General features: G+C 48.3%; 19 protein-coding genes. 14 read left to right on the top strand and 5 right to left on the bottom strand.

Annotated elements, in window-relative coordinates; translation table 11 throughout:
* The 5 genes from ACFSW8_RS10255 to ACFSW8_RS10235 form a co-directional block, all read right to left on the bottom strand.
* Nucleotides 1–634: ATP-binding cassette domain-containing protein (locus ACFSW8_RS10255; protein ID WP_377178160.1), on the bottom strand; the 634-nt coding region annotated here is incomplete at its 3' end.
* Nucleotides 635–676: 42 nt separating this feature from the next.
* A complete protein-coding gene (locus tag ACFSW8_RS10250) occupies nucleotides 677–1,048 on the bottom strand; it encodes a VOC family protein (RefSeq protein ID WP_377086834.1) in 372 nt (123 codons plus the stop codon).
* Between the two features lie 118 nt (nucleotides 1,049–1,166).
* Nucleotides 1,167–1,946, bottom strand: a complete 780-nt coding sequence (locus ACFSW8_RS10245; protein WP_377086833.1) for an SDR family NAD(P)-dependent oxidoreductase — start codon at nucleotides 1,944–1,946, stop codon at nucleotides 1,167–1,169.
* Nucleotides 1,943–3,064: an ATP-grasp domain-containing protein gene (locus ACFSW8_RS10240; RefSeq protein WP_377086832.1), complete on the bottom strand. Its 1,122-nt coding sequence runs from the start codon at nucleotides 3,062–3,064 to the stop codon at nucleotides 1,943–1,945. Before ACFSW8_RS10240 ends, ACFSW8_RS10245 begins: the two co-directional genes overlap by 4 nt.
* A 25-nt stretch (nucleotides 3,065–3,089) precedes the next feature.
* Entirely contained in the window at nucleotides 3,090–3,650 is a 561-nt protein-coding gene (locus ACFSW8_RS10235) for a hypothetical protein (RefSeq protein ID WP_377086831.1), read from the bottom strand.
* A 175-nt stretch (nucleotides 3,651–3,825) separates the two neighbouring features.
* Between ACFSW8_RS10235 and ACFSW8_RS10230 the strand changes: the two genes are divergently transcribed.
* From ACFSW8_RS10230 to ACFSW8_RS10165, 14 genes are all read left to right on the top strand, one after another.
* Nucleotides 3,826–4,755, top strand: coding sequence for a hypothetical protein (locus tag ACFSW8_RS10230; protein ID WP_377178158.1), 930 nt, complete (start codon nucleotides 3,826–3,828; stop codon nucleotides 4,753–4,755).
* A gap of 11 nt (nucleotides 4,756–4,766) precedes the next feature.
* A complete protein-coding gene (locus tag ACFSW8_RS10225; RefSeq protein WP_377086828.1) occupies nucleotides 4,767–5,342 on the top strand; it encodes a pseudouridine synthase in 576 nt (191 codons plus the stop codon).
* Between the two features lie 87 nt (nucleotides 5,343–5,429).
* Nucleotides 5,430–6,023 carry a tetratricopeptide repeat protein gene (locus ACFSW8_RS10220; protein WP_377086827.1) on the top strand — a complete coding sequence of 198 codons (594 nt, stop codon included), beginning with the start codon at nucleotides 5,430–5,432 and terminating at the stop codon, nucleotides 6,021–6,023.
* Between the two features lies 1 nt (nucleotide 6,024).
* Nucleotides 6,025–8,220, top strand: a complete 2,196-nt coding sequence (locus ACFSW8_RS10215; RefSeq protein WP_377086826.1) for a ComEC/Rec2 family competence protein — start codon at nucleotides 6,025–6,027, stop codon at nucleotides 8,218–8,220.
* A gap of 102 nt (nucleotides 8,221–8,322) precedes the next feature.
* Nucleotides 8,323–9,918 (top strand): FtsX-like permease family protein, encoded by a 1,596-nt coding sequence (locus ACFSW8_RS10210; protein ID WP_377178156.1) that lies wholly within the window; start codon nucleotides 8,323–8,325, stop codon nucleotides 9,916–9,918.
* Nucleotides 9,919–9,922: 4 nt separating this feature from the next.
* Nucleotides 9,923–10,738 carry an RDD family protein gene (locus ACFSW8_RS10205; protein WP_377086823.1) on the top strand — a complete coding sequence of 272 codons (816 nt, stop codon included), beginning with the start codon at nucleotides 9,923–9,925 and terminating at the stop codon, nucleotides 10,736–10,738.
* A gap of 50 nt (nucleotides 10,739–10,788) precedes the next feature.
* The gene (locus ACFSW8_RS10200) at nucleotides 10,789–11,355 is read left to right on the top strand and encodes a ribonuclease H-like domain-containing protein (protein WP_377086822.1); all 567 of its coding nucleotides are present in this window, start codon (nucleotides 10,789–10,791) and stop codon (nucleotides 11,353–11,355) included.
* A 42-nt stretch (nucleotides 11,356–11,397) separates the two neighbouring features.
* Nucleotides 11,398–12,060, top strand: coding sequence for a hypothetical protein (locus tag ACFSW8_RS10195; RefSeq protein WP_377086820.1), 663 nt, complete (start codon nucleotides 11,398–11,400; stop codon nucleotides 12,058–12,060).
* Between the two features lie 18 nt (nucleotides 12,061–12,078).
* The gene (locus ACFSW8_RS10190) at nucleotides 12,079–14,157 is read left to right on the top strand and encodes a flotillin family protein (RefSeq protein ID WP_377086818.1); all 2,079 of its coding nucleotides are present in this window, start codon (nucleotides 12,079–12,081) and stop codon (nucleotides 14,155–14,157) included.
* 40 nt (nucleotides 14,158–14,197) lie between these two features.
* Complete coding sequence (locus tag ACFSW8_RS10185) at nucleotides 14,198–14,572, top strand: GxxExxY protein (protein WP_377178154.1); 375 nt, start codon at nucleotides 14,198–14,200, stop codon at nucleotides 14,570–14,572.
* A 48-nt stretch (nucleotides 14,573–14,620) separates the two neighbouring features.
* A complete protein-coding gene (locus tag ACFSW8_RS10180) occupies nucleotides 14,621–19,729 on the top strand; it encodes a DNA repair ATPase (protein WP_377086815.1) in 5,109 nt (1,702 codons plus the stop codon).
* Nucleotides 19,730–19,852: 123 nt separating this feature from the next.
* Entirely contained in the window at nucleotides 19,853–21,031 is a 1,179-nt protein-coding gene (locus ACFSW8_RS10175) for a tetratricopeptide repeat protein (RefSeq protein ID WP_377178152.1), read from the top strand.
* 174 nt (nucleotides 21,032–21,205) lie between these two features.
* Nucleotides 21,206–22,318, top strand: coding sequence for a phosphatase PAP2 family protein (locus tag ACFSW8_RS10170; protein WP_377086812.1), 1,113 nt, complete (start codon nucleotides 21,206–21,208; stop codon nucleotides 22,316–22,318).
* A 6-nt stretch (nucleotides 22,319–22,324) separates the two neighbouring features.
* Nucleotides 22,325–22,642, top strand: a complete 318-nt coding sequence (locus ACFSW8_RS10165; protein WP_377086810.1) for a hypothetical protein — start codon at nucleotides 22,325–22,327, stop codon at nucleotides 22,640–22,642.
* Nucleotides 22,643–23,040 lie beyond the last annotated feature (398 nt).

The raw sequence follows: 23,040 nt of genomic DNA, 5'->3' as shown, positions 1-23,040 counted from the left end.
TAAAACCTTTAGAGAAATCCCGCATAGAGGGGCTACACGAAAAACCGCTTAAGTCCGTGCCATTCAAGTCTGTGAGGCTTTTTTCGATGGTGCGGGTGGCAGCGGGGTCGAGCGCGCTGGTGGGTTCATCTAGCAACAAGACTTTCGGTTTGTTGGCAAGAGCTCTGGCGATGGAGACGCGTTGTGCTTGTCCGCCTGAGAGTTGGGAAGCATCAGAGTCTAAGATTTTGGTTGGGAGGTGGACTGTGTCGAGGAGTTGGCTGAGCTCCTTCGGGTTGGGGGATTGTTGTGTAAGAGTGGGGCCAAAGAGTAGGTTGTCACGAACTGTTCCAGGGAATATGGAAGCCGCTTGAAGCACCATACTTACATCACGCCTGAGTTCTAAGACTGGGATGGTTGTTAAGTCTTTGCCACCGATAAAGATAGACTCAGGAGGAGGTTCTAACAGGCGATTTAGGCAACGAAGGAGCGTTGATTTACCACAGCCACTGGGGCCGATGACTGCGGTGATTTGAGCTTTAGGAAAAGCGATGGAGAGGTGGTCGAGGGTAGGGGGGATGTCTGAGTGATATTGCAGTGTGAGGTTGTTGACCTCGATATGGCTCTCTCCTTGGAACTGGTGGTCGCTCAACATTTTTTTGTTAGTAAACGAGGATGGGGTATGTAGTGACTGGGGTTAGGAATGAGCTGGTTTACGCTTATGGATGCCGATTGAGTTACCGTCTGGGTCTTTGATGAATGCCATATGGCAGACGGATGTTTCTATGGGGCCGTAGGCAAATTCTACACCAGCTTGATGGAGTTCGTTTATTGCATTTTGGAAGTCATCGACTTCGAGAGAGACGCTGCAGCCATCTGGGCTAGGGGTCATGCCAGGAGCGACACCGATAGCGAGGGTAGAGGGACCGATGCCGTATTCGATCCAGTGCCCGTCTTCTAGTGGGTGGTCCATTGTTGGGGTGAGACCGAGTAGCCCTTCATAGAATGAGCGAGCTTTCTCGATATCAGTGACTGGATAGCAAGAGAAGGCGATTTCAGTAATTTTCATTGGGAGTGTTGTTTAAGCGATAGAGAATGAGAGAGTATATCAGGATGAAGGATATGTGGGAGGATCAGTTAGAGGAACGATCGCAGTGGTAAGTTTCTAGGTTGGTGGTTCAAGCGGGTTATTTTTGAGTATTTACCCCGAGTCGGCCGATACCACCATCGATTGCAATTTCTTCGCCAGTGATAGCTGAGGCATGACAGCAGAGGAAGCGAACAAGCTCTGCTACTTCAGAGGCGTCGACGCTTCTACCGATATGGTTTTGTTTACTAACATACTCTTTCACTTTTCCATCTTTGGGCCAGACGAAGCCTGTTTCTACGAAGCCTGGAGCAACAGCGTTGACTCTAATAGAAGGAGCTAGGCTGCGGGCCCAAGATTTTGTGAGAGTGGAGAGAGCAGCGTTTGCTGCGGCATAAATGCTAGAGGACCCACGTGATGCGATGCCAGCGACGGAGGTAATGTTGATTACTTGTCCTGAGGGCGAGGACGCTAAGGCGTTACGGCAGGCTCGCAGCAAGTAGAGTGGGGCTTGGACTTTGAGGCCCATAGTGCGTTGGATCAGCGAGTCATCGAGGGCATCAAGATCTTGGGCGGGAACGAAGCGTGACCAGCCAGCATTATTGACAAGAATGTCGAGCTGAGAGAAATGTTTGATTCCATTTGCGACGAGTGATTGAACTTGGGATTCATCGAGCAGGTCAGCGGGCAGAGCGATAAATTTTTGTGATTCCGAGGTTTTTTGGAGCTCCAACTGTTTGACGGTATGGAGGCATTGATCTTTACGAGAGTGGTAGTGGAGAATGATGGATGCGCCATCTTCTGCAAGTGCATGACAGATGGCTGAGCCGATACCTCCTGAGGCACCGGTAACGAGAGCTACTTTTCCTTGGAGCTTCATGACGATGGGATTAAGTTAGAGGCTGGAGAAGATAGTGTCGGAGCGGACCACGTACCAGAATCATTGAGTTGGGCGACATCCTGAGGGTTAAGTGGGAAGTCTACTAGGCTTTTTATGATTGTGTCAGAGGTGTTTAAACGTGGGGAATCAGGAATAATTGGTTCACCGAGCCAATGGTTGAGAAGAGTTTGAACTTCGTCGAAGCCAAGAATGAGGCGAGCAGAGGTGCCGCCTGAGAAGCGTCCATTCATTTCTATGGCGTGGTATTGGGTGTCTTTTTTGAATTGGACATTGAGGGGGCCACGCCAACCGGAAGCGGCAGCTTTGGCAGCGAAACATTCGATGAGATTTGTTAGGTCAGGGTCTTCGACTTTCGTCATTTTTTCGCATTTTCCCATAACCATGGTTGAGACGAAGCAGATGGAGGAAAGGGTGTCTCCGGATTGGGAGATGAGAGCTTGTGCTGCGTAGAGAGAGGTTTCTGGGACTTCCCAGACGAAAGGGATACCAAAGGAGGTATCCAGAGTGGGTGCTTTTTGTGCAATGAGAGGTTGGATGGCGTATTGTTTTAGGGCGGCAGAATTGGAAAGTTGTGAGTGGTTGGTTATGACCCAGATACCGCGTGATCCGTTACCGCTTTTGGGTTTGGCAATCAATGGGAAGTCGTATTGGGTTAGGAGGTCTAGTGCATTGTCGTAGCTATTGGGCAAACCCGTTTCGATGGTGTGTGCAAAGTTTAACTGGTGTTTTAGGCAGAAGTCGTAGCTTTTCACCTTATCGTCCATGACTGCAGCAAAGTGGCTGGAGCCGCAGAGAAATGCATTACTGGAGGGGAAGTATTTTTCTTTGATCGAGGCTAGGATTTCGATGTCATCGTCGCGTCCGGGGATAATGAGGTCAGGTGCTTCATCTTTGATGAGGTTCAAAAGATCGCTGATGAATTCTGATTGGTCAGTAGCAGGGGCAACTAAGTGAGTGGAGTCACAGCGAAAATTATTAGCAGCACTGGCGATGGAGTTTGTGCCAATAATATGGAGTTGGTCGCGTCTTCCTTCTAAGGAATCGAGGATGTTTTGGCCTACTAGGCTTCCAACGCTAGTTATTAATATTTTTTTCATTTGGGGAGATGGGGTAGCTTAAATGTTAGGAGTTATGTTTAGCTACGAGAATGTATTCATCGGCATCTGAGGCGTTTTGGAAGAAAGTGCAGAGGCCGTCATAGATTTGCCAGAGTGGTGCGGAGATGAGTGACTCGAGGGTGTTGTATGGTTCTGGGAGTGTGGCCACCTTTTTTTGTGAGGCAGCTTGTAGGTTTTCTACAGGAGCAGCGATGAGGGCCTCATTGATGTTGGAGATGTCGTGAGGAAAGAGCAGGCGGATAAGGGTGCCATCATGAGAAACGGGAGTGGCGCGACCGGCGGTTGATAAGCGAGTGAGTGAGGTTGTTTCTGGTTTGTCATACGCGGCAAAGGCAGATTCTAGCAGAGCCATTTGATCCTCGAGTGAAAAGACTTGTCCATGACCGTTCCATCTATTTTCGAGAGAGTGGAAGAGAGCTTCAGGGTCTAGAGCTGTAGTGTTGCCTGCGAGTTGTTTTAGCAGGGAGCTATCGAAGCCGAGTTCATTGATGAGTGTGAGGACGAGTTCTTCATCATGGAGGAAGCTGTCGATGTCCTCGATGTTGACTCTGGTGAATGTGATCATGGGGTGAGCTTAGTAAATTTGGGGAAATCGTGTCTTGCTAGGGAGTGGGCCAATGGGCATTTTGTGACTACAGATGATATCTCGAAGAAAGCAGCAATATACAATTAGCAATTCATTGCACCAGTATCTTTATCATTTTGGGAGACATTCTAATATTCCACTTATTTACAATGATTTGACGCGCTTTATAGGGGCTGTGCCCTACGAGGATCCGTTGGGGAATGAGACCTTATGGTTGACTGTGATGTATCCGCCGGAGGAGCACAAGGAGTTGTGCGAGCAGCTGATTAGCATTTATACGGCATTAAAAATTGGAGGCGACACGCCGCTGCATGAGCATTTGACTGTGGACCGCATTGATTTTGGTGAATTTGGGAATTCGCGTCCTTTTCGCATCAAGATAACAAACCAGTTCAACGACAACTCGGATTATTTTTATGTGAAGGTGGCGGATGCGAGCCGCATATTTGGGCTTGAGCTTGAGCACATTCTTTCGCCGAACCGGATCAATTATTTGGTGAATGGAAACACCTTGATTGAGGACCACATTGCTGGGGTGCCAGGGGATGTTTTTTTGCGTGATTATTTGGATAATCCTGAGTTGAACCGAGTTCGGATAGCGAAGGAGTTTTCAAAATTCAACGAGCGTTGTTTCATTCGTCTGTTAGGTGACATGCGATCGGTGAATTATGTAGTAGATATCACCCCGGATTTTGAGGAGGTGCAGTATCGGGTGCGACCGATTGATTTTGATCAGCAATCGTATGAAGGGCAGGGGAGGATTTATTTGTCGTACAATTTCCGCTCCAACAGGAAAATCACGAAGTTAAGTTTTGATTCGTTGAACCGGCAGACAATTAGTCAGTACGCAGAGGAAGAAAGGTCTCAGATGGCACGGCGTGCAGCCTCTGAGCACAGGCGTTTATCGGCATTATTGCGAATCATGAAGCGTTCGGAGATTTGTCCAGATACGCATGTGAAAAGGCTTGGTGTTGAGTTAGATAAGATGCACAAGACGGATCGATTTCGTCATGTGAAGTCTATGGGGGAGATGACGGCTGAGCATATCTGTCATGTGCTCAATATGCCGGACTTAAAGTATTAGAGAAGGACGATATGATCATCGCTTTAAACAAGCCCTATGGGGTGCTTAGTCAGTTCAATAGGAACCCAGATTATCCGGAGCAAAGGACTTTAGGGGATGTTGGGGTGCCACCTGAATGTCTGCCTGTTGGTAGGTTAGATATGGATTCTGAGGGTTTGTTATTGCTCACAGATGAGAAGGGGCTTGAGGCTAAGTTAATGGATCCAGAAATGGGGCACCGTCGTAGGTATTGGGTTCAAGTGGATGGGAGTCCGAATCAGGAGGTGATTCAGCTGATACGTTCTGGTGGGCTGAACATTCGAGGGCATCTGACTCGGAAGTGTCGGGCTCAGCTATTGGATGCTGCGCCTAAGCTACCGGAGCGAGTGCCAGCTGTGGATGGGGCGGCAGATGGGCGTTCACAGTGGTTGGAGCTTGAGTTGAGAGAGGGAAAGAACCGTCAGGTCAGAAGGATGACGGCGAAAGTGGGTTTTCCGACGTTGAGGTTATGGCGTCAATCGATTGGGGATTTTGAGCTTAGTGATTTGGCACCGGGAGAATGGCGGGTGTTGAGCGAGTTTGAGCGCAGTCAGTTATTTAGGGTATAGGAGAGAATTGTAATTGTACGGTCTTGAGGCTTGCTTGTTGGCTGGGGGCTGTGTTAGACGTTTAAATCTACTTCTTGGAAAATCTATATGGCAAAACCTATTGTACTTGGAATCATCGGCGTAATCATCGCATTTGTTGTGAATTACGTGTACAGCACATCGTCTGATGATGACATATTCTTTAGGCTCTCTGTAACAGTATTGGCGGGGATGTACGCCGGTTTGTTATTTTTAATTTTTGTGTTACCAGCGATTTCGGATGGGATTTCGAGATTGATGTTTAGTGATCCTGGTGGGAAGCCAGACGAGGAGGATCCGATGCGCGAGGCGAGGGCTCTTCAAGCGCAAGGAGATTATGTTGGTGCTCTAGAGTCGCTGAGGCAGGTGGTGATGGATGAACCTGACAACCGGTTGGCATGGGCTGAGATGGCAAAGATTCAGATTACTCAGCTGGATGATGCAGAGGGGGCATTAAACACCCTCAGCGAGGCCTTGGAAGGGCGTGAGTGGGAAGTGGATGATGCGGCATTTTTCATGTTTCGTATCTCTGAGGTGCAGTTGGAGAATATGCAAAATAAGGATGCTGCGATCACTATTTTACAGCAGGTTTGCAGTACCTTTCCGGAGACGCGGCATTCTGCGAATGCGACACACCAACTGAGGGAGCTCGGAGCCCTCTGAGATGGACGGCCCTAGCTGGCTGAGAAAATGGTTAGCCAGGTGTCCACTGGCGATTTCGGCGCTCACGAGTGTTCTTGGAATTATTTATGCTGAGGGCGGAGCTGTTTGGTGTCTGGTTCTGTTCATACTGGCATGTGGGGTCGCGGGTATGGGGCGTAGGTGGAGTGGACTTGTCGCAGTTGTTTGTGGGGTGTTGAGCTGGTGGGGCCACAGTAGCCAGTTAGAGAGGCAGGAGGTCGCGCGTGGCTATGTAGGTGACTGGGGGGAGATGGAAGTGGTAGTGATGGAAGCCCCGCAGCATGGCAGAATGTTTGTGAGGGTGTGCAACGGAGAATTGGCGGGGCAGAAGTTCCAGGCGTGGTTTCCGCACGGGGTGGAGGAATTTCGCATTGGGGAGAGGGTTCAGATAGAGGGGCGGATAGTGGAGCCGAGGGTGGCGATGAATCCTGATGTGTTTGATGAAGTAGGTTGGTTACATCGGTCAGGTGTGGGGGCAATCATCCTTGTAAGTGACGTGGATAGGTCTGGGGATTGGGATTATTGGTATGCTGTGAAGAGGTGGGCGTGGGAGTTGAGGGAAGAATGTGGTAGGCGTTTGGTTAGAGGGCTAGAAGACGATGGGGATGCTGGCAAGGTGATTAAGGCGATGGCGTTGGGGGTGAGGCCGAGTCAGAGTGAGGCATTATTGAGAGACTTTCGTTACAGTGGAGCGATTCATGTATTTGCAGTGAGTGGGCTTCACGTGATGATGGTGGGAAGTATGGTTGCCTTGGTGCTACGTGGGTTAGGGGTTCCGAAGCGAGTGTGGATTCCGTTAGTGATTGGGAGTTTATTTTTTTATGCATTGGTGACTGGCATGCGGCCACCGGCGTTACGGGCGGCGATTATGGGGGGGATCTTGTTGTCGACGTGGTTATTTCAGCGAAGCATTGTCTTGGTGAATAGCGTGGCAGCAGGTGCGGTTGTTGTTCTGCTGCTCGATGGGCACATGCTTTACCACCCGGGTTTTCAATTATCTTTTGGGGTGTTGTTAGCGATATCGATTTTGGGTGGGACGGTGACTAAGGGGTTTCACTGGGTAAGCTATGTGGACCCGTTTATTCCTCGCAGTTTATATAGTAGGTGGCAGGAACTTAGCTTCCGAGTGAGAAGGAAGGTGCAGGGGGCTCTGGTGGTGGCGAGCTGTGCATGGGTGGGTGCATCTCCGCTCACTTTTGTGCACTTCAAGTTGTTAGCACCGATTTCGATATTGGTGAGTTTGCCCTTAGTTTTATTGTTGTATTGTATATTGGCACTTGCTGGGACGTCGTTGCTTGTAGGGAGTTTTTGGACGGGCGGGAGTGCGTGGGTGAATCAATGGAATGGCAGGCTTGCTGAAAGTTCTTACGCCATAGCCTCTAGGGCCGCAAAGGTGCCTATGGGGCATTTACTTAGTGAGCCATGGGCTGATGGTGAGCGCATCGTGATTTATTCATTAAGGGATGGTGATGCCGCTTATTATCTTGGGCTTGGGGGAGGAACGTTATTGGATTGTGGAGGGGTGTCGAGTTTTGATCGGGAGGTGAGACCTAGTTTGAGCAGAGAGGGGGCGGTAGTGGATAGTGTTATTTTATCCCATGCAGATGCGGGGCATTGTGGTGGATTAGAAAGTTTATTGGCGATGCGTGGCATTAAGCAGGCCGTGGTGCCTGAGGTTGAATCGTTTAGTAGGCGTTACATGGCTGGTATTGATGCATTAGAGAATAAGGGGGTACGCGTACTGCGAGCGGAACTTGGGCAAAAGTTAGAGTGCTCATCTGAGGCGTGGTGCGAGGTGTTATACGTGCCTCAGGCAAAGGGAGGGGTAGCGGACGATAGAGGGCTGGTGTTGAGGCTCCATTGGAGAGGGTTGAGAGTCTTATTTTTAGGGGATGCGGGGTTTCTGTATGAGCAATGGTCTTTGAAGGAGGGGGCTGATGTGGCGGCAGATCTAGTGGTTGTCGGGGGGCACCAGAGAGACCTTGGAGTGTCTGATACTTTTATCGCTAGTACCGGAGCGAGGGTTTGTGTGGTGGAGGAAAGGAGGGAGGGTTTAGAAGTTGACCAGTATGTGTTGCCGGAGCAGGGAGCTCTGACTGTGGAGTGGGAGAGGGAGGGATTTCGCTGGAAGTCTCAAAGGGGAGGGATTTTGCATTGGACATTGGGCGGGGAAAGGTAGATTTTACAGCCCGTTACTAACCCATTCGCTGTTATTTTTACGAAGAATTTTAGTTTTTTATTGGCTCTGCGTTATTTGAATCCGTTGCGCACGCATGTGTCTGTGATTACGTTGATATCGTTGATTGGGGTATCGTTAGGGGTGATGGTGTTGGTGGTGGTGATGTCTGTCATGGATGGTTTTGAGAAGATGGTTAAGGAGAGGGTTCTGGGGGAGTCACCGCACATCACGATTATGAGGACTCAGCCATGGGATATGCCCAATGCAGCTGGGGAGGTTATTTCGGCAGAGGAACAATGGCGAGCGCTAGAGGAAGAGGTGGAAGGCTTACCAAGCGTGGATGGAGCCTATCCGTTAGTTCGCGACTTTGTAATAGTGGATATGTACGGGAGTGTGGTTCCTGTAGTGATGCGTGGTATCGATACGGAAGATCCGCAGACGATGAAGGATCTCAAGGCATTAGAGGTGGCAGGAGATGTGGGGATTGGCATGGGCTTTGTAGCTGATCAAGATAGTTTTGGTGGAACTAGCGAAGTGGGTGTGATTTCGTCAATTTTTGCAGAGGAAAACCGTTTGGGGGTTGGGGATATTCTGGAAGTTATCTCGAATAGAAACATCAAGCAGCTAAAGCCACTGTTGGAGCGTAAGGGGGCGCCATCCGCCTACGAACAATTTCAAGGGCGTATTGATGGAGCCGAGAATCGGCTTGGTGAGGTCTGGACTGAGGGAGGTGGTAAGGAACAGATTCTCTACGATGAAGTTTTAGGGTTTAGAGAGTTTTTGACCCAACTGGGATATGAAAATTTAAGATCTGGGGAGAGGGATTTACTGACTTCGATTGAGCAACTTACCAAGTCGTCTGACTTTGACGATGATTACAATTACTACCCTGTGGGGCGGTTGGATGAGATTCGAGGGGTGCTGAAGGAGCTAAAAGAGGTGGATGTCGACGCTTTGGATCGCGAAGAGGAATTACAGCTCAATGAGCTCGCCTTACCTAAAGAGGTGAGGATTTCTGGGATTTATAGGGCAGATCGTTTTGCTCCAGGACCTCCATTGTTAGTGCCTTTGCATTTGGCGCAGGAGTTAGCAGGGGTAGGTACAACTGGAGGGGTGAATGGAGTGGCTCTGAGGTTGAAGGACCCTTATTTGGCAGCGTCAGTGTTAGAGGGGGAAGTGCAAGCGATCGTACCAGAGGGGTGGAAGCCAGTCACTTGGATGCAAGAGTACCAGCAGCAATTTGCATTGATCAGCATGCAGAAAATCATGATGACCTTGGCATTATCGTTTATTGTTTTGATTGCGGTATTCTCGATAGGAGCGGTGATGTTTACGGTGACGATTCAGAAAAAGCGAGAGATTGGAGTGATGAAGGCATTGGGGGCGACACCGCAACAGGTGACTCAGGTGTTTGCGCTTCAGGGGGTGATTGTGGGGTGTATCGGCGCGTTGATTGGAGTTGGTCTGAGCTTGCTGGTTTTATACAACTTAGAATGGATTCAAGGGAGTTTGAGGAGCGTTGGTTTTGACCCGTTCTCGAAGTCATTTTATGGAATTGATGTTTTACCGCACACGATCAATCCACTAGAAATCACCGTGGTTTGTGTGTTGGCATTTATCTTATGCTCGGTAGCTGCCTACGCACCGGCTTGGGTGGCCGCGCGTGCGGATGCAGCGAGGTCTCTAAGAAATCTATAGAAGCATGAAAGTTTGGTTGTTAGTTGACGGTGAGAAGTCTGGTCCCCACGAGAGCTTCGAGGTGCGTGAGCGGATCACTGCTGGTGAATTACATGCTGAGACATTGGCCTGGCATCAGGGGGCTGAGGGGTGGTTGCCACTTGCTGAGATACCACAATTCTCTACTTTGTTTGAGGTCGAGGAAGCTGAAGATGAAGGGCCCCCTCCGCTACCAGAAGAGAAGCCCTCTGAAGTGCTAAAGAAGGTGTTGGCAGAGGAATTAAGTAAAGCGCCGCCGCTGCACATGACACGGCGGTTGTTTGCGCGATTCCACGATTGTTTACTGTATTTGAGTGCGGTGGTTGTGATTTTTCAGGACCAATACGTGGAGATATTTCAGGGTGAATCCATGTTGCCTCTATTGGCGATAGGGATTTGTTATGTGCTATTAGATGGCATCATGGTGCATGTGTGGAAGGCATCTCCTGGCAAGTTTTTACTAGGAATGAGGACAGCTGATGCTCAGGGGCATGCGATTCCTTTGAAGTTTTCGATATTGAGATCGTTGCGGGTTTGGATCTTGGGGTTAGGGATGTGGGTGATGATGCCCTTGGCGTTGATCATATCGAGCTTCATGGCGAAGCGGTTTGGTTATTTTTTATGGGACATGCCCAAGAGGTACCGGACGGTGGTGCGGCCATTTTCAGGGATGCACGTGATAGCGTATGTAGCGAGTATCTTTTTAATGAATGCGGCTGTGAGTTTGCTATTACCCGCTGAGGTGCTGGAGCAGATGGTGAATCAGCATCCATTGGGGGAGTGGCTGAAGGGGGCGAAATAGAGATGTGTCCTTGAAGTCTATGGGGATCATGCCTACATCTATCGACAGCCATGCGTGATATTATCTATTTTGATTTAGAGACTCAGAAGAGCTTTTCAGCCGTTGGGGGGGCGAAGAATAAGGCAAAGATGGGGGTGTCTGTGGCTGTTACCTATTCGACGAAGACTGAGCAATATTATGTCTACGGTGAGGATCAGATGGATGCTCTGGTGGAGCAACTGGTGCGTGCAGATTTAGTGGTAGGGTGGAATCATGTTCAGTTCGACTATCCAGTGCTGCAGGGGTACACGATTTACGACTTAGAGGCGCAGACGATGAATCTAGATATGATGTTGGATTTGGAGCGTGAGGAGAAGTTAGGGTTTCGTCTAAAGTTAGACTCAGCTGCTAAGGTTAGCTTAGGGATGGGCAAGACGGCTGATGGCTTAGACGCACTGCGTTGGTGGAACGAGTACAAGAAGTCTGGGGATAAGTCGTTTTTGATGAAGATCGCGGAGTATTGTTGTTTTGACGTGAAAGTGACGAAGTGCGTTCATGAATATGGGCTGGAGCACGGAGTGATTCGATATGAAGACAAAGCAGGCAATCCGGCAGAGGTTCCCGTTGAGTGGAGTTAGAAGATATTAGGTGAGAGATGGGAAAATTTTCTCATCTTTATAATGGCGAAACGGACGATTATTTCATGTAGTCGTCTCGTCGTGAAAGAAATCCTCGAAATCTCCATCTTGCCATACATGCTGCCGGTGACAGCAGTTTTGGTGATTATTAGTTTTTTGTTACTATTGAGCGTAGTGACTGGGGGATTAGCGGACGGGTTTGACCTGGATTTTGATGCGGAAGTGGAAGCTGATGGTTCTGGTGGGATTTTTGACGGATTTCTTCATTTTGTGAATGCTGACAAGGTGCCGACGATGTTGGTACTGGCATTTTTTTCAGTATTTTTGTGGATGGCTGGGATTGCATTGACGGCGCTGTTTAATCCTCACTATGACAACTGGATAGGGATTGGTTTGTTGGTAGGTGGTTTTATCGTGAGTGTGCTTTGTACACGATTTGCGGTGATGCCATTCATTCCGTTGTTTCGATACCTCAAGCAAGGGGAAGACAATGGAGTGAAGATAGAGGGGCACAGGGGGACTGTGAAATCGATTGAACTCACTGAGGAGTTTGGTCAGGTAGAGATTATTGGTCCGGATGGGCCCGTATTGCTTAACGCGAAGCTGACAGAGGGGTCAGCGCCATTGAAGCGAGGGGATGACGTGGTAGTCATTGAGAGGTCGGAAGATGGGAAATTTTGCTTCGTGGCACATATAGAAATTTAAACATAAAATAATAAATCCATGGGAAACATAGTAATGCAACAAATGAACCTGCTCGCACTTGATTTTGATGTCTTGATGGGAGCGGGAGGGGCAATAGTACTGGGCCTGTTAGCACTCATAGCTTGGCTTATAATTAATTGCTTCAGAAAGATAGAAAAAGGCACAGCACTGATCCGTACAGGGATTGGTGAGACAAAGGTAACATTTGACGGCATGTTTGTGGTGCCTGTGATGCACCGAGCTGATCTTATGGATATTTCTCTCAAGCGTGTGGAGATTGACCGTACCGGTAAGAATGGATTGATTTGTAAGGACAACATGCGTGCAGATATCAAAGTGGCATTCTTCGTGCGTGTGAATAACAACAAGGAAGACGTTCTTCAGGTAGCGGGGGCGATTGGTTGTGATCGTGCTTCCTCAGAGGTAGAGATTCGTCAATTGTTTGATGCCAAGTTTTCTGAGGCATTAAAGACTGTAGGTAAACAATTTGATTTTACGGAACTCTATGAAAAGCGTGACCAATTCCGTGATGAGATTTTAAAAGTGATTGGCACAGACCTAAACGGTTTTGTGCTAGATGACGCGGCTATTGATTACTTAGAGCAAACCCCGTTAGAGGCTCTCGATCCTGATAATATCCTCGATGCAGAAGGTATTAAGAAGATCACTGAGCTTACTGCAGGACAGGCGAAGTTGGCTAACAACATTCAGCGCGATAAGGAGAAGGTGATTAAGCAACAGGATGTGGAGGCGCGTGAAGCGATTCTAGAGCTTGAGCGTCAGCTTGCTGAAACTGAAGCGAAGCAAGGGCGCGAGGTTGAGATCGTTAGGCTGCGTGAGCAGGCTGAGACAGATAAGGTGCGCGAAGAAGAACACCAGAAAGCAGAGCATGCTCGGATTCAAGCCGAAGAGGAGATCCAGGTAGCTGAGGAAAACAAGCAGCGCCAAGTGATCGTAGCTCAACGTAATAAAGAGCGTACAGACGTTGTGGAACAAGAGCGTGTTGAACGTGAACGTCAGTTAGAAGAAATCGAGCGTGAGCGTATCACTGAGCTGAAAGCGATCGAGAAAGAGAAGGCTGTCGAAGTCGAGAAGAAGAATATCCAAGAGGTGATCAAGGATCGTGTGGCACTTGAGAAGACAGTAGTGATCGAGCAAGAGAAGATTAAAGACACGGAAGCTTTTGCTGGTGCTGAGCGTCACAAGCAAGTGACGGTGACCACCGCCGAAGCGGAAGCTGCCGAGCAACTTATCCGCGAGGTGAAGGAAGCTGAAGCGAAGAAAGAAGCTGCTGAGCTCAAGGCGCAGGAAGAAGCGTATCAAGTTCAGAAGGCTGCGGAAGCGAGTAAGCTGGCAAGTGAGCTTCAGGCTGAAGAACGCATCATCACTGCCGAAGCGGCACTTACCGCATCTGAGAAAGAAGCGAATGCGAAGAAGATGCTTGCTGAAGCGGTAACGAAGGAGACTGCGGCCGAGGGACTGGGTGAAGTGGAAGTGAAGCTTGCAGATGCTGCGGCGCTGAAAGAGCAAGGTTCTGCGCAGGCAGAGGTGGATGCTTTGAGTTTCGAGGCTGAAGCGAAGGGGATCGAGCAGAAAGCTGCAGCGATGAAGCTCTTCGAAGATGCTGGTCAGGAGCACGAAGAATTTAAACTTCGACTCGAGAAAGAGAAGGCGATTGAACTCGCTGAAATCGATGTGCAGCGTCAGATTGCAGAGCAACAGGCTGTGGTCATTGGTGAAGCTCTCAAGCAAGCTAAGATCGACATTGTGGGCGGCGAGACTGAGTTCTTTGATCGTATCACGACAGCAGTTACTAAGGGGAAGGCGACAGACAGAATGGTCGACAACTCCAAGGTTCTTACTGATGTGAAAGAGACTTTCTTCAATGGTGACCCTGAGTACTTCAAGAGCCAGGTTGCTGGTTGGATTGATCAGTTCGGGATTTCAACTGAGGACATCAAGAACCTGAGTGTGAGCGCATTGTTAGGAAAGATGATTCCAATGGCTGAGGGGGAAACTCGAGATAAACTTGTGGGGCTTTTAGGCTCAGCTGAGCGATTTGGCCTTGCGAACTCACCAGCCTCAAAGTTCCTGTAAATTATGTAACCACAGACAACACAGAAGACACGGAAAGCTGATGGAGTTTTTATATAAAGAAGAAAGCTATAAAATTCTGGGAGCGATTTTCGAAGTCTACCGTGAGAAAGGCTGTGGTTTTCTAGAGGATGTCTACCAAGAGTGTTTGGAGATCGAAATGAAGTCACAGGGAATACCTGCGGTCTCCAAACCTAAATTGGAGTTGGAATATAAAGGTCAAAAGCTCAGGAAGAGCTATGAACCAGATGTAATTTGCTATGGGAAAATTGTGCTAGAACTAAAGGCATGTAAGGCGATTGACCCTGTGCACATTGCACAACTACATAACTACCTCAAGGCTACAGGAATGAGGGTAGGTTATGTTGTGAATTTTGGGAGTTATCCAAAAGCGCATTATCAGCGTGTAGTAGTCTGACTCCCTCAATATTTCTGTGGATTCTGTGTATTCCGTGGATAGAAAAAAATGTCAGAAGAGAATAAACAGTTAGAAGGTGGAGCTTACGAAGTGATTCGGGCTCGTTTAGAGAAGCAGGCAGTGGTTCTACGTGAGCGGCTGGAGTCTTTGAACGTGGAGAGGAAGGCAATATTTGGGGCAGTTGAGTCGTCCTTGATTGCTACGGAACGTGTGACGACGGAGCACAACTGTGTGCCACGGGACCTGATAGCTATTGGCAATAACCGCTTTCTCTTTGGTTATAATATTCAGTTTGGTCTGAAGCAGACGACTGATGTGGAGGATGTTTTTGCGGCGTATCAATATGATCCTGCAGACCATAGTTTTCACAAGCTGGCGATCACGGATGTCATCACGGATAAGGAATTTGTAGATGATTTTGCCTACCTTTATAAGTACTACAAGCAAACGGTATTTGCGAAGTCGATGGTCATTGGGCCGAACTTGTACTTTGCCTTGAGGGTAGGGAAGGAGGTCAGTGACATTAAGACATTCAAGTTCATCATCAACGGTGATGGTACGTTAGATTATGTTGGGAATCGTTTTGATCATGAGTTTGTGTATCCAGAGCAGCATGGGTTTACCTGGAAGCGTGCGAACCGGGACATGCATAGAGCTGGTGAGCACCCCCACATTTCAATCGAGGATAAGGTCTTTGTAGAAACCGTTGGTGGGGATCTGACAATTAAGGTGGAGGACAACACCGCTGATGGGAAAGGGATCTATGAGGAAGAGGTAGAGGATCTAGACCAGTCACTTGATGATGCGGATATATCCTATGCGATTGTGGGACCATTGATCATACTTAAGATTCTTCCCTACAGAGAGAAGCAGTATCGCTATCTGGTCTTTAACGAGAAGAACCAGTCGGTGGATCGGATCGATGCGATTGGGGAATCATGTGTGTTGTTACCCGAAGATCAGGGGATTGTTTTTGCGAATGGTTATTATTTACTCACAGGTGAACTAAAGACTTTTGACCATGGGTTGGAGCACATGCGTTTTGAGCGCAAGGTAAGTTCGGCGAATGGTGAAGACACGCTTTTTGCGTTCTATAACAGGGCGAGCGGGGATTACGTTTTGCTTAACTATAATTTGATTGAGCAGACCGTTGAGACACCGGTGGTGTGTAACGGCTACTCGATTTTTGATAATGGTGAGTTGATCTATTTCAAGACTGAGGAAGAGGCTCAGAAGCACCATACCCTTCAGGTGTGGCAGACTCCTATTTTGAGTGCTGATGCAGTGGCCGCTCAGGAGCAAGATAAGACAAGTTACCTTTTCAAGATTGGCAACGCGGAGCTTGTAGCTGCAATGGCTGAGTGCCGTGAGCTGCTTACCTTGTTAGATAAGGAAGATAATTACGCGGGGCTCTATATTGATTTGGTTAAGCTATCGACGGTATTGCTCGATAGTTATTTTTGGATAGCGAATGAGGAGACGAAGAATTTAGCGGAGCCTTTGGGGGGAATCCAGCAGGCTGCGAATTCTGCGATTGAGGAGTTCGACAAGGTGCAGGTGCTGCGCAAGACGGCGGGGGAGAGGATTGAGGATGTATCTGAACGTTGTGAGAGATTGCTACGGGATGCTGAGCATAGTCCACCAGATGACATATTAGGCTTTGTTCAGCAACTTGCTGGGCTCCGTACGATTCGTGGAGAGGTCATAGGGTTACGGGAGATGCGCTACATGGACCTACCGAGGGTTGATGCATTGGAAGAGCGCATTGTGGCAGCTACGGAATTGGTGTCAGGGAAGACTGTCAGCTTTTTATTAAAGCCGGAGGCTCTGGATCCATACCGGAGCAAAGTATCCGAACAGCGAAAGACACTCGGTGCACTGAGTAAGGTCACCGAAGCTGACGAGCTAGCGGATAGCATCACTGAAGCTGGTCTTGAGTTAGAGATGCTGATTGATGTGGTTTCTAATTTGAAGATTGAGGACTCGACTCAAACGACAGCCATTATTGAGAGCATTTCAACGATCTATTCTACTCTCAATGGCGTCAAAGCAGTGCTAAAGAACAAGCGTAAAGAGCTCTCGAAGAGTGAGGGTGTGGCTCAGTTTGGTGCGCAGATGAACCTTCTAAGCCAAGCTGTCGTGAACTATCTCGACCTTTGTGATACGGCAGAGAAAACGGACGCTTATCTGACCAAGTTGATGGTACAGATTGAAGAGTTAGAGGGCCGATTTTCTGAGTTTGATGAATATGTAGAGGAACTCTCTACGAAGCGCGAAGAGGTGTATAATGCCTTTGAGGGGCGCAAACAGCAACTGATTGAGAAGAAAAGCAAGCGCGCGAATAGCTTGGTTAAGTCTGCTGAGCGTGTGCTCAGTGGTATTTCTAACAGGGTTTCTGGGTTTAAGGAGATTAATGACATCAATGGCTACTTTGCTGGAGATTTGATGATCGATAAGGTGCGAGACATCATTGCAGAGCTCATTGAGCTTGGTGATAGTGTGAAGGGGGATGACATCCAGACGCGCTTAAAAACGATTCGGGAGGATGCAGTTAGGGCTCTGAAAGACAGAAATGAGCTGTATGTAGACGGAGAGAACATCATTCAGTTTGGTAAGAATAAGTTCAACGTGAATACTCAGGAACTTGAACTTACGATTGTCCCGCATGAGGAGGCAATGTGCTTTCACCTGAATGGGACGGACTTTTTTGAAGAGATCAGCTCAGAGGAATTCCTCTCGACTCGTGATGTTTGGGAGCAAGAAGTTGTTTCTGAGAATGATGCGGTCTATCGAGCTGAATATCTGGTCTATCAATTCTTAAAATCTGACAGAGGGAGTGAAGTTGCAGGGATGCAGGCAGAGGATTGGAAGTCAGAATTCCTGCTAGAGGAGATCCAGCAGTTCATGCAACCGCGATATGCGGAGAGTTACACGAAAGGTGTGCACGATATGGACGCGGCGAAGTTACTGGAAGTTTTATTGCCCATCCACACGGGTGTGGGCTTACTGAGGTATGATGCCAAAGATCGGGCACTTGCGATTCTTTTTTGGAATGCATGGACTGGTGAGAAGAAGGAGGTGATTGCTGGAAAAATTCGAGCTCACGCGAAACGTAGAGAGGTATTTGGAGAGGATAGTAATGGAGGGGCTGAATCTCAAGCTCTCGTGGGGGAGGTACTTGATGCTCTCCAGTTGTGGCCAGGCATGTCATTGATTGAGGATGCGATTGCTGAGAATGCGGCGGGGTATTTGGTGGATGAGCTCTCAAGTAGTGAGCATTTTGTCGTTGCTCCAGAAGCCGCGGACTTAGTAAAGAAGTTCAAGCATAGCCTTGTGGTGAAGCACGCTGAGAAGGCCTATGAAGACACTTTGTTAGATTCAACGGTAGCAAATTACCAGATCAACAAAGATTGGTTAGAGGGGTATTTGTCGGGCTCTGAATCAGTGAAGGAATCGACACTCATGGAGGCTGCGGCTCACCTAACGCGTGGAGGGTACGACCAGCGCGATGTGCTGAGTGTCCGTATTGAGAGTGAGTTGAGTGGTATGATTGGGGATCATGCTATGGTCCAAGGTGGGGTGTATCAACTGAACTACAATGATTTCACGGATCGTCTTCAGCGTTTTGAACGTAAGGATGTTCCAGTCTATGAGGCCTATCAGAGGCTGAAGCAGGATTTAGTAGAAGAGAAGCGCGAGGTGATGCGCCTCGATGAGTTTAAGCCGAAGGTGATGAGTGCCTTTGTGCGTAATAAGCTTCTTAATAACGTATTCTTGCCACTTGTGGGGGACAATCTAGCAAAGCAGATAGGAACGGCAGGTAAGGACACGCGTACTGATCGGATGGGTTTACTCTTGCTCATTTCTCCTCCAGGTTACGGTAAGACGACTCTGATGGAGTATGTGGCGAATCGTCTTGGTCTTACTTTTATGAAGATCAATGGTCCAGCGTTGGGGCACAACGTGATTTCACTGGACCCAAGTGAGGCGCCAAATGCAACGGCGGCTGAGGAGGTGAAGAAGTTGAATTTGGCTCTCGAAATGGGGGACAACGTGATGATTTATCTTGATGATATTCAGCATACGCATTCCGAGTTTTTGCAGAAGTTTATCTCCTTATGTGATGGTCAGCGTAAGATTGAGGGGGTGCATAATGGTGTGGCTCGCACCTATGATTTACGCGGTAAGAAGGTAGCCGTTGTTATGGCAGGTAATCCTTATACGGAGACGGGTGGAAAGTTTCAAATTCCAGACATGCTCGCAAACCGTGCTGATACATACAACCTCGGTGATATCATCGGTGGACATGCTGAAGACTTCAAAGCTTCTTATATTGAGAACTCTCTCACTTCTAACACAGTTCTTAATAAGCTCTCTAGCAGAAGCCAGAAAGATGTGTATGCTGTGATGCAGATCGCGCGGACTGGTAGCCAAGAGGGAGTAGATTTCGAAGGGAACTATACGCCTGCGGAAATTGATGAGATGGTGCGTGTCACCAAGCATCTGTATCGTGTGCGCGATTCGATTTTGCGAGTGAACCTGGAGTATATTCGCAGTGCTGCACAGGAGGATGCGTACCGTACGGAGCCAGCGTTCAAGCTTCAGGGGTCGTATCGGAACATGAACCGCATAGCTGAGAAGGTGTTGCCATTGATGACGGATCAAGAAGTGGAAGACCTCGTGGTGGATCATTACGAAAACGAGTCGCAGACGCTGACAACTGGCGCTGAGGCTAACTTATTGAAGTTCCGAGAGATGGAGGAACTCCTCAATGAGGATGAGGCTCAGCGATGGGAGGATATTAAGAAGGGCTTCAAGAAGAACCTTCTGATGGGAGCTGCTGGCGGCGCGGACGATCCCGTAGCTAGAATTGTGGCGCAGCTTACACAGTTCAATGATGGCCTCGATTCTATCAAGGATGGTATTGTTAGGGCTGCGAGTACTTACGCTCAACCACAGAGTTTAGGTGAGACAACTATTGCGCATTTAGAGAAAATCATTGCTGGGCTGCGCGCTGTACCAGTGGAGGTAGATATCAAAGTGGTGCCCGTGGAGGATGCTGATGGTGACGGTCAGAGTGATGGGAGAATTTCTAATATTGAGAAAAAACCAAAGGCTCCGATTGATATCAATCCAGAGGTGCGTCAGGGGGACTAAGGAGACAGCATGAAGGAAAGCTAAGGTTGTGGCATAGAGTGATCTTTAGTAGGAGAGTTCATGGATTTTCGCGCAATTTTCTCCATAGGAGTATGTATACTGGTTCCTGTGGTTCTAGCAGATATGGCAGCACAAGCTTCTGAGGAAAAGGCTGGGCAGACGGAGGATTCTGACCATGTCTTTTACCGCATGGGCAAAGGGATGCAGGCGCAGGGTGACGCAAAGTCTCTGGCTAAGGCTGTGAGTTATTTTAAACGAGCAGCAAAGGACGGAGAAACGAAGGCCCATAATGAGTTGGGTAAAGCCTACTTGTATGGGTGGGGGGTGAAGAAGAGTCCTAACGATGCTTATGAGAACTTCAAGAAGGGGGTGCAGGCGAATCTGGCTGAGTCACAGTATTATTTTTCTGGATGCTATTTAACTGGTGTTGGGGTGAAGAAGGATCTGGGTCGTGCGCTTTACTGGATGGATCAGTCAGCTAGGCAGGGGTATGAGCCCGCATACTTGGCAATGTTCGAGCACTACTATCGAGGGGTGGGTGTGAAGCAAGATTACGATGTTGCATACGCATGGCTGCACAAGGCTTTGGAGCGCAATGGGGAGAACCATCGAGCTCAATTTTTTGTTTCGCATTTATTGCGCGAGGGACAGGGTGTGGAGAAAGATCTGGAGTTGGCATTTACTTGGATGGGGAAGTCTGCGGATGGCGGCTATACACCAGCGCAAAGAGAGTACTCAAAGTATTATACTCATGGGTTAGGAGTGGAGAAGAACCCGCAGTTGGCGCGGATGTGGATGGTGCGAGCTGCAGAAGCTGGTGATAGTAAGGCGATGGAGGAGCTAGCGAAGATGTATCTATCTGGACATGGTGGTGAGCAATCTGAGGCAGAGGCAACATTGTGGATGGGTAAAGCGGCGGCCAAGGGCAATGCGAACGCACAGTATCTTTATGGCAATTGGTTTTTGCAGGGGAAGTATTTAGAGAAGGATGAGAAGCAGGGGTATCGGTACGTTCATGCCTCAGCGCTTCGTGGGAATGTGGATGCACAATACCTCGTGGCTTTGTTACTCAATGAAGGAAAGGGGACTTTAAAAGACCCGATCCAAGGTTTTAGCTGGATGAAGAAAGCTGCAGTGTTAGGGAAACCGAGGGCGATGTATAATGTTGGTTTATACTATGCGGAGGGGGTTGGTGTTGAAAAGAACATGAGTCAAGCGAAGGAGTGGATTAAGAAGGCTGATGAGGCGGGTGTTGAAAAGGCAGCCAAGGCTTGGGAGAAGTACTCGCTCTGGGAGCATTGATTTGAGCAGAAGTGCATTCTGGTAGAGGTGTTATAAAATACCTGAGCAAGATATGTCTTATTCTGTTGCATGAGGGAGGGAAGGGCGATTCAAGTTGTTAACGAGAATATAAATTTTCTAGACATGATTATTTTGACCCTCTAAACAACTTGGGTTGAAACCACACAGAGATCTATGATTGCTACGACAAGAAAGCTCCCGAGAAAATTTGCGGCCCTGATGGCCATGACGGTGTTAGGAACCTCAGCTCAGTATGCGAGTGCGAGTGAAGATACATTGAGAGACATTGGTGATGTCTTACAATTTGCGCTACCAGGTGCTGGTGGTATTGCCACCTTGTTTGAAAAGGACAACAATTGGGAGGGATCGAAGCAATGGGTGAAGACTCAGGCGACACAGTTGGGTACACAGGTTGCCATTAAGTTTGTGGTGGATAAGACACGTCCATCTAACGGCACACAATCATTTCCTTCAGGGCACACATCTGGGGCGTTCTCAGGTGCGGCCTTTATTGAGCGTCGTTACGGTTGGGGGTGGGGTGTTCCCGCTTATGCATTGGCTGGTTTGACTGCGTATAGCCGAGTGAATGCAGATGCACACGACACTTGGGATGTGATTGGTGGTGCAGTTGTGGGTACGATGTCTGCGTACATTCATACAACGCCGTATCGTATTGGAGATAAGGATTTGAAAGTGAAGCCGGATTTAAGTGACGGCTATTACGGGTTTAAATTTTCACTTACCGACCATGACCCTGATGCCCATGCAGGAGTAGATAGAAGCGGTAAGGCAAGTTTGTCTGATACAATTGGCGGGTGGTTCTCTGGTCCGTTAGGATCTGGGAGAAGCAACCAAGTTTGGACTGGTTCTGACCCGACGCGCATCCAATCATTTGCTGAGTTCCGCTTTGATATGATTGATCAAAGCCAGAACTTGAATCGTAACCGTACGAATTTCACGACCTACGCGCCACGTCTCCGAGGTAACTGGGCGTTTAGAGAGGACATGATGTTAGGTGCTGAGTTAGGCTATGCCTGGAATGACTTAGTACCAAACGACACGAGTGGTTTTGGTGACATGGAGGTAAATTACCTGTGGCGCTTTTTTGAAAATGACCCGAAGGGCAAGTGGTGCCCGCGGGCAGCATCTTTCGGCATTGATTCCTTGGTGCCAACGGGCAACGCAGACAAGCGTTTAGGGAGCGACCAATGGGTGGTTCGCCCGAAGGTTACAGGAGCATGGAGCCCATGGAGGAATCTCAACTTGTATACGACTGCATCTTGGTAGGAGTCTTTGCACGAGGGTGACACTTCATTGTTGAAGACATCCGCTGGCTCACTTGAGTTCCAGATTGAATATAAGTTTGAGAACGGTTTCTACGCCTATTGGAAGCCTAACTTCTTATACTTGAATGAGAAGTTTGACTTTGAAGACGACTTTGTGGCCAATCACATTTGTGAGTTTGGTTTCCCTGTTTGTGAGAATGGAGTTCTTTATTACCGTTATGAGTTAGTATCTAACCCACTCTCTAAGATTTCACCTGTGGGGACGTACAACCGTCCACGCTTCTACGATGACATTGTCAGCTTAGGTTTCCGTAGGAAATTCTAGAGCGTTAAAGAATCTTGTTCAGCATGCTCACTCTATCGGATGGTGGAGTGAGCTTTTATGTGAAGAGAGGTCAACTGGTAAGTTTATTTCCTTTCTATTGGTTAGGGGTAAGTTGTATTGAACAACGGAATCTGGCTTTTATACGCACTCTAGTTGAAGCTCTACTTGGCTTGCGGTGCACGATTGATTCCGTTTCGTTGTCTTAAAAATTCAGAACGCTGCTCTCTTTTTTACGCATTCAAAGATGCTGCTCACTGGCTCGCAGTCGTTCTGGAAAATCGATTTGTGTTGTTCATAAAATTGGGAAGTGGCTGTCTGTTAGGCTGCGTTTGCTTTTATTGCTACAAGTGGCTGATACTCGATCTGTCTCTGCCAAATGGTAAGCATGGTGACACTGA

The organism is Rubritalea tangerina, assembly GCF_042683245.1.
GTDB classification, from domain to species: Bacteria; Verrucomicrobiota; Verrucomicrobiia; order Verrucomicrobiales; family Akkermansiaceae; genus Rubritalea; species Rubritalea tangerina.
The sequence above is the reverse complement of the archived record's forward strand: the minus strand, read 5'-3'. Positions and strand labels throughout refer to the sequence as shown.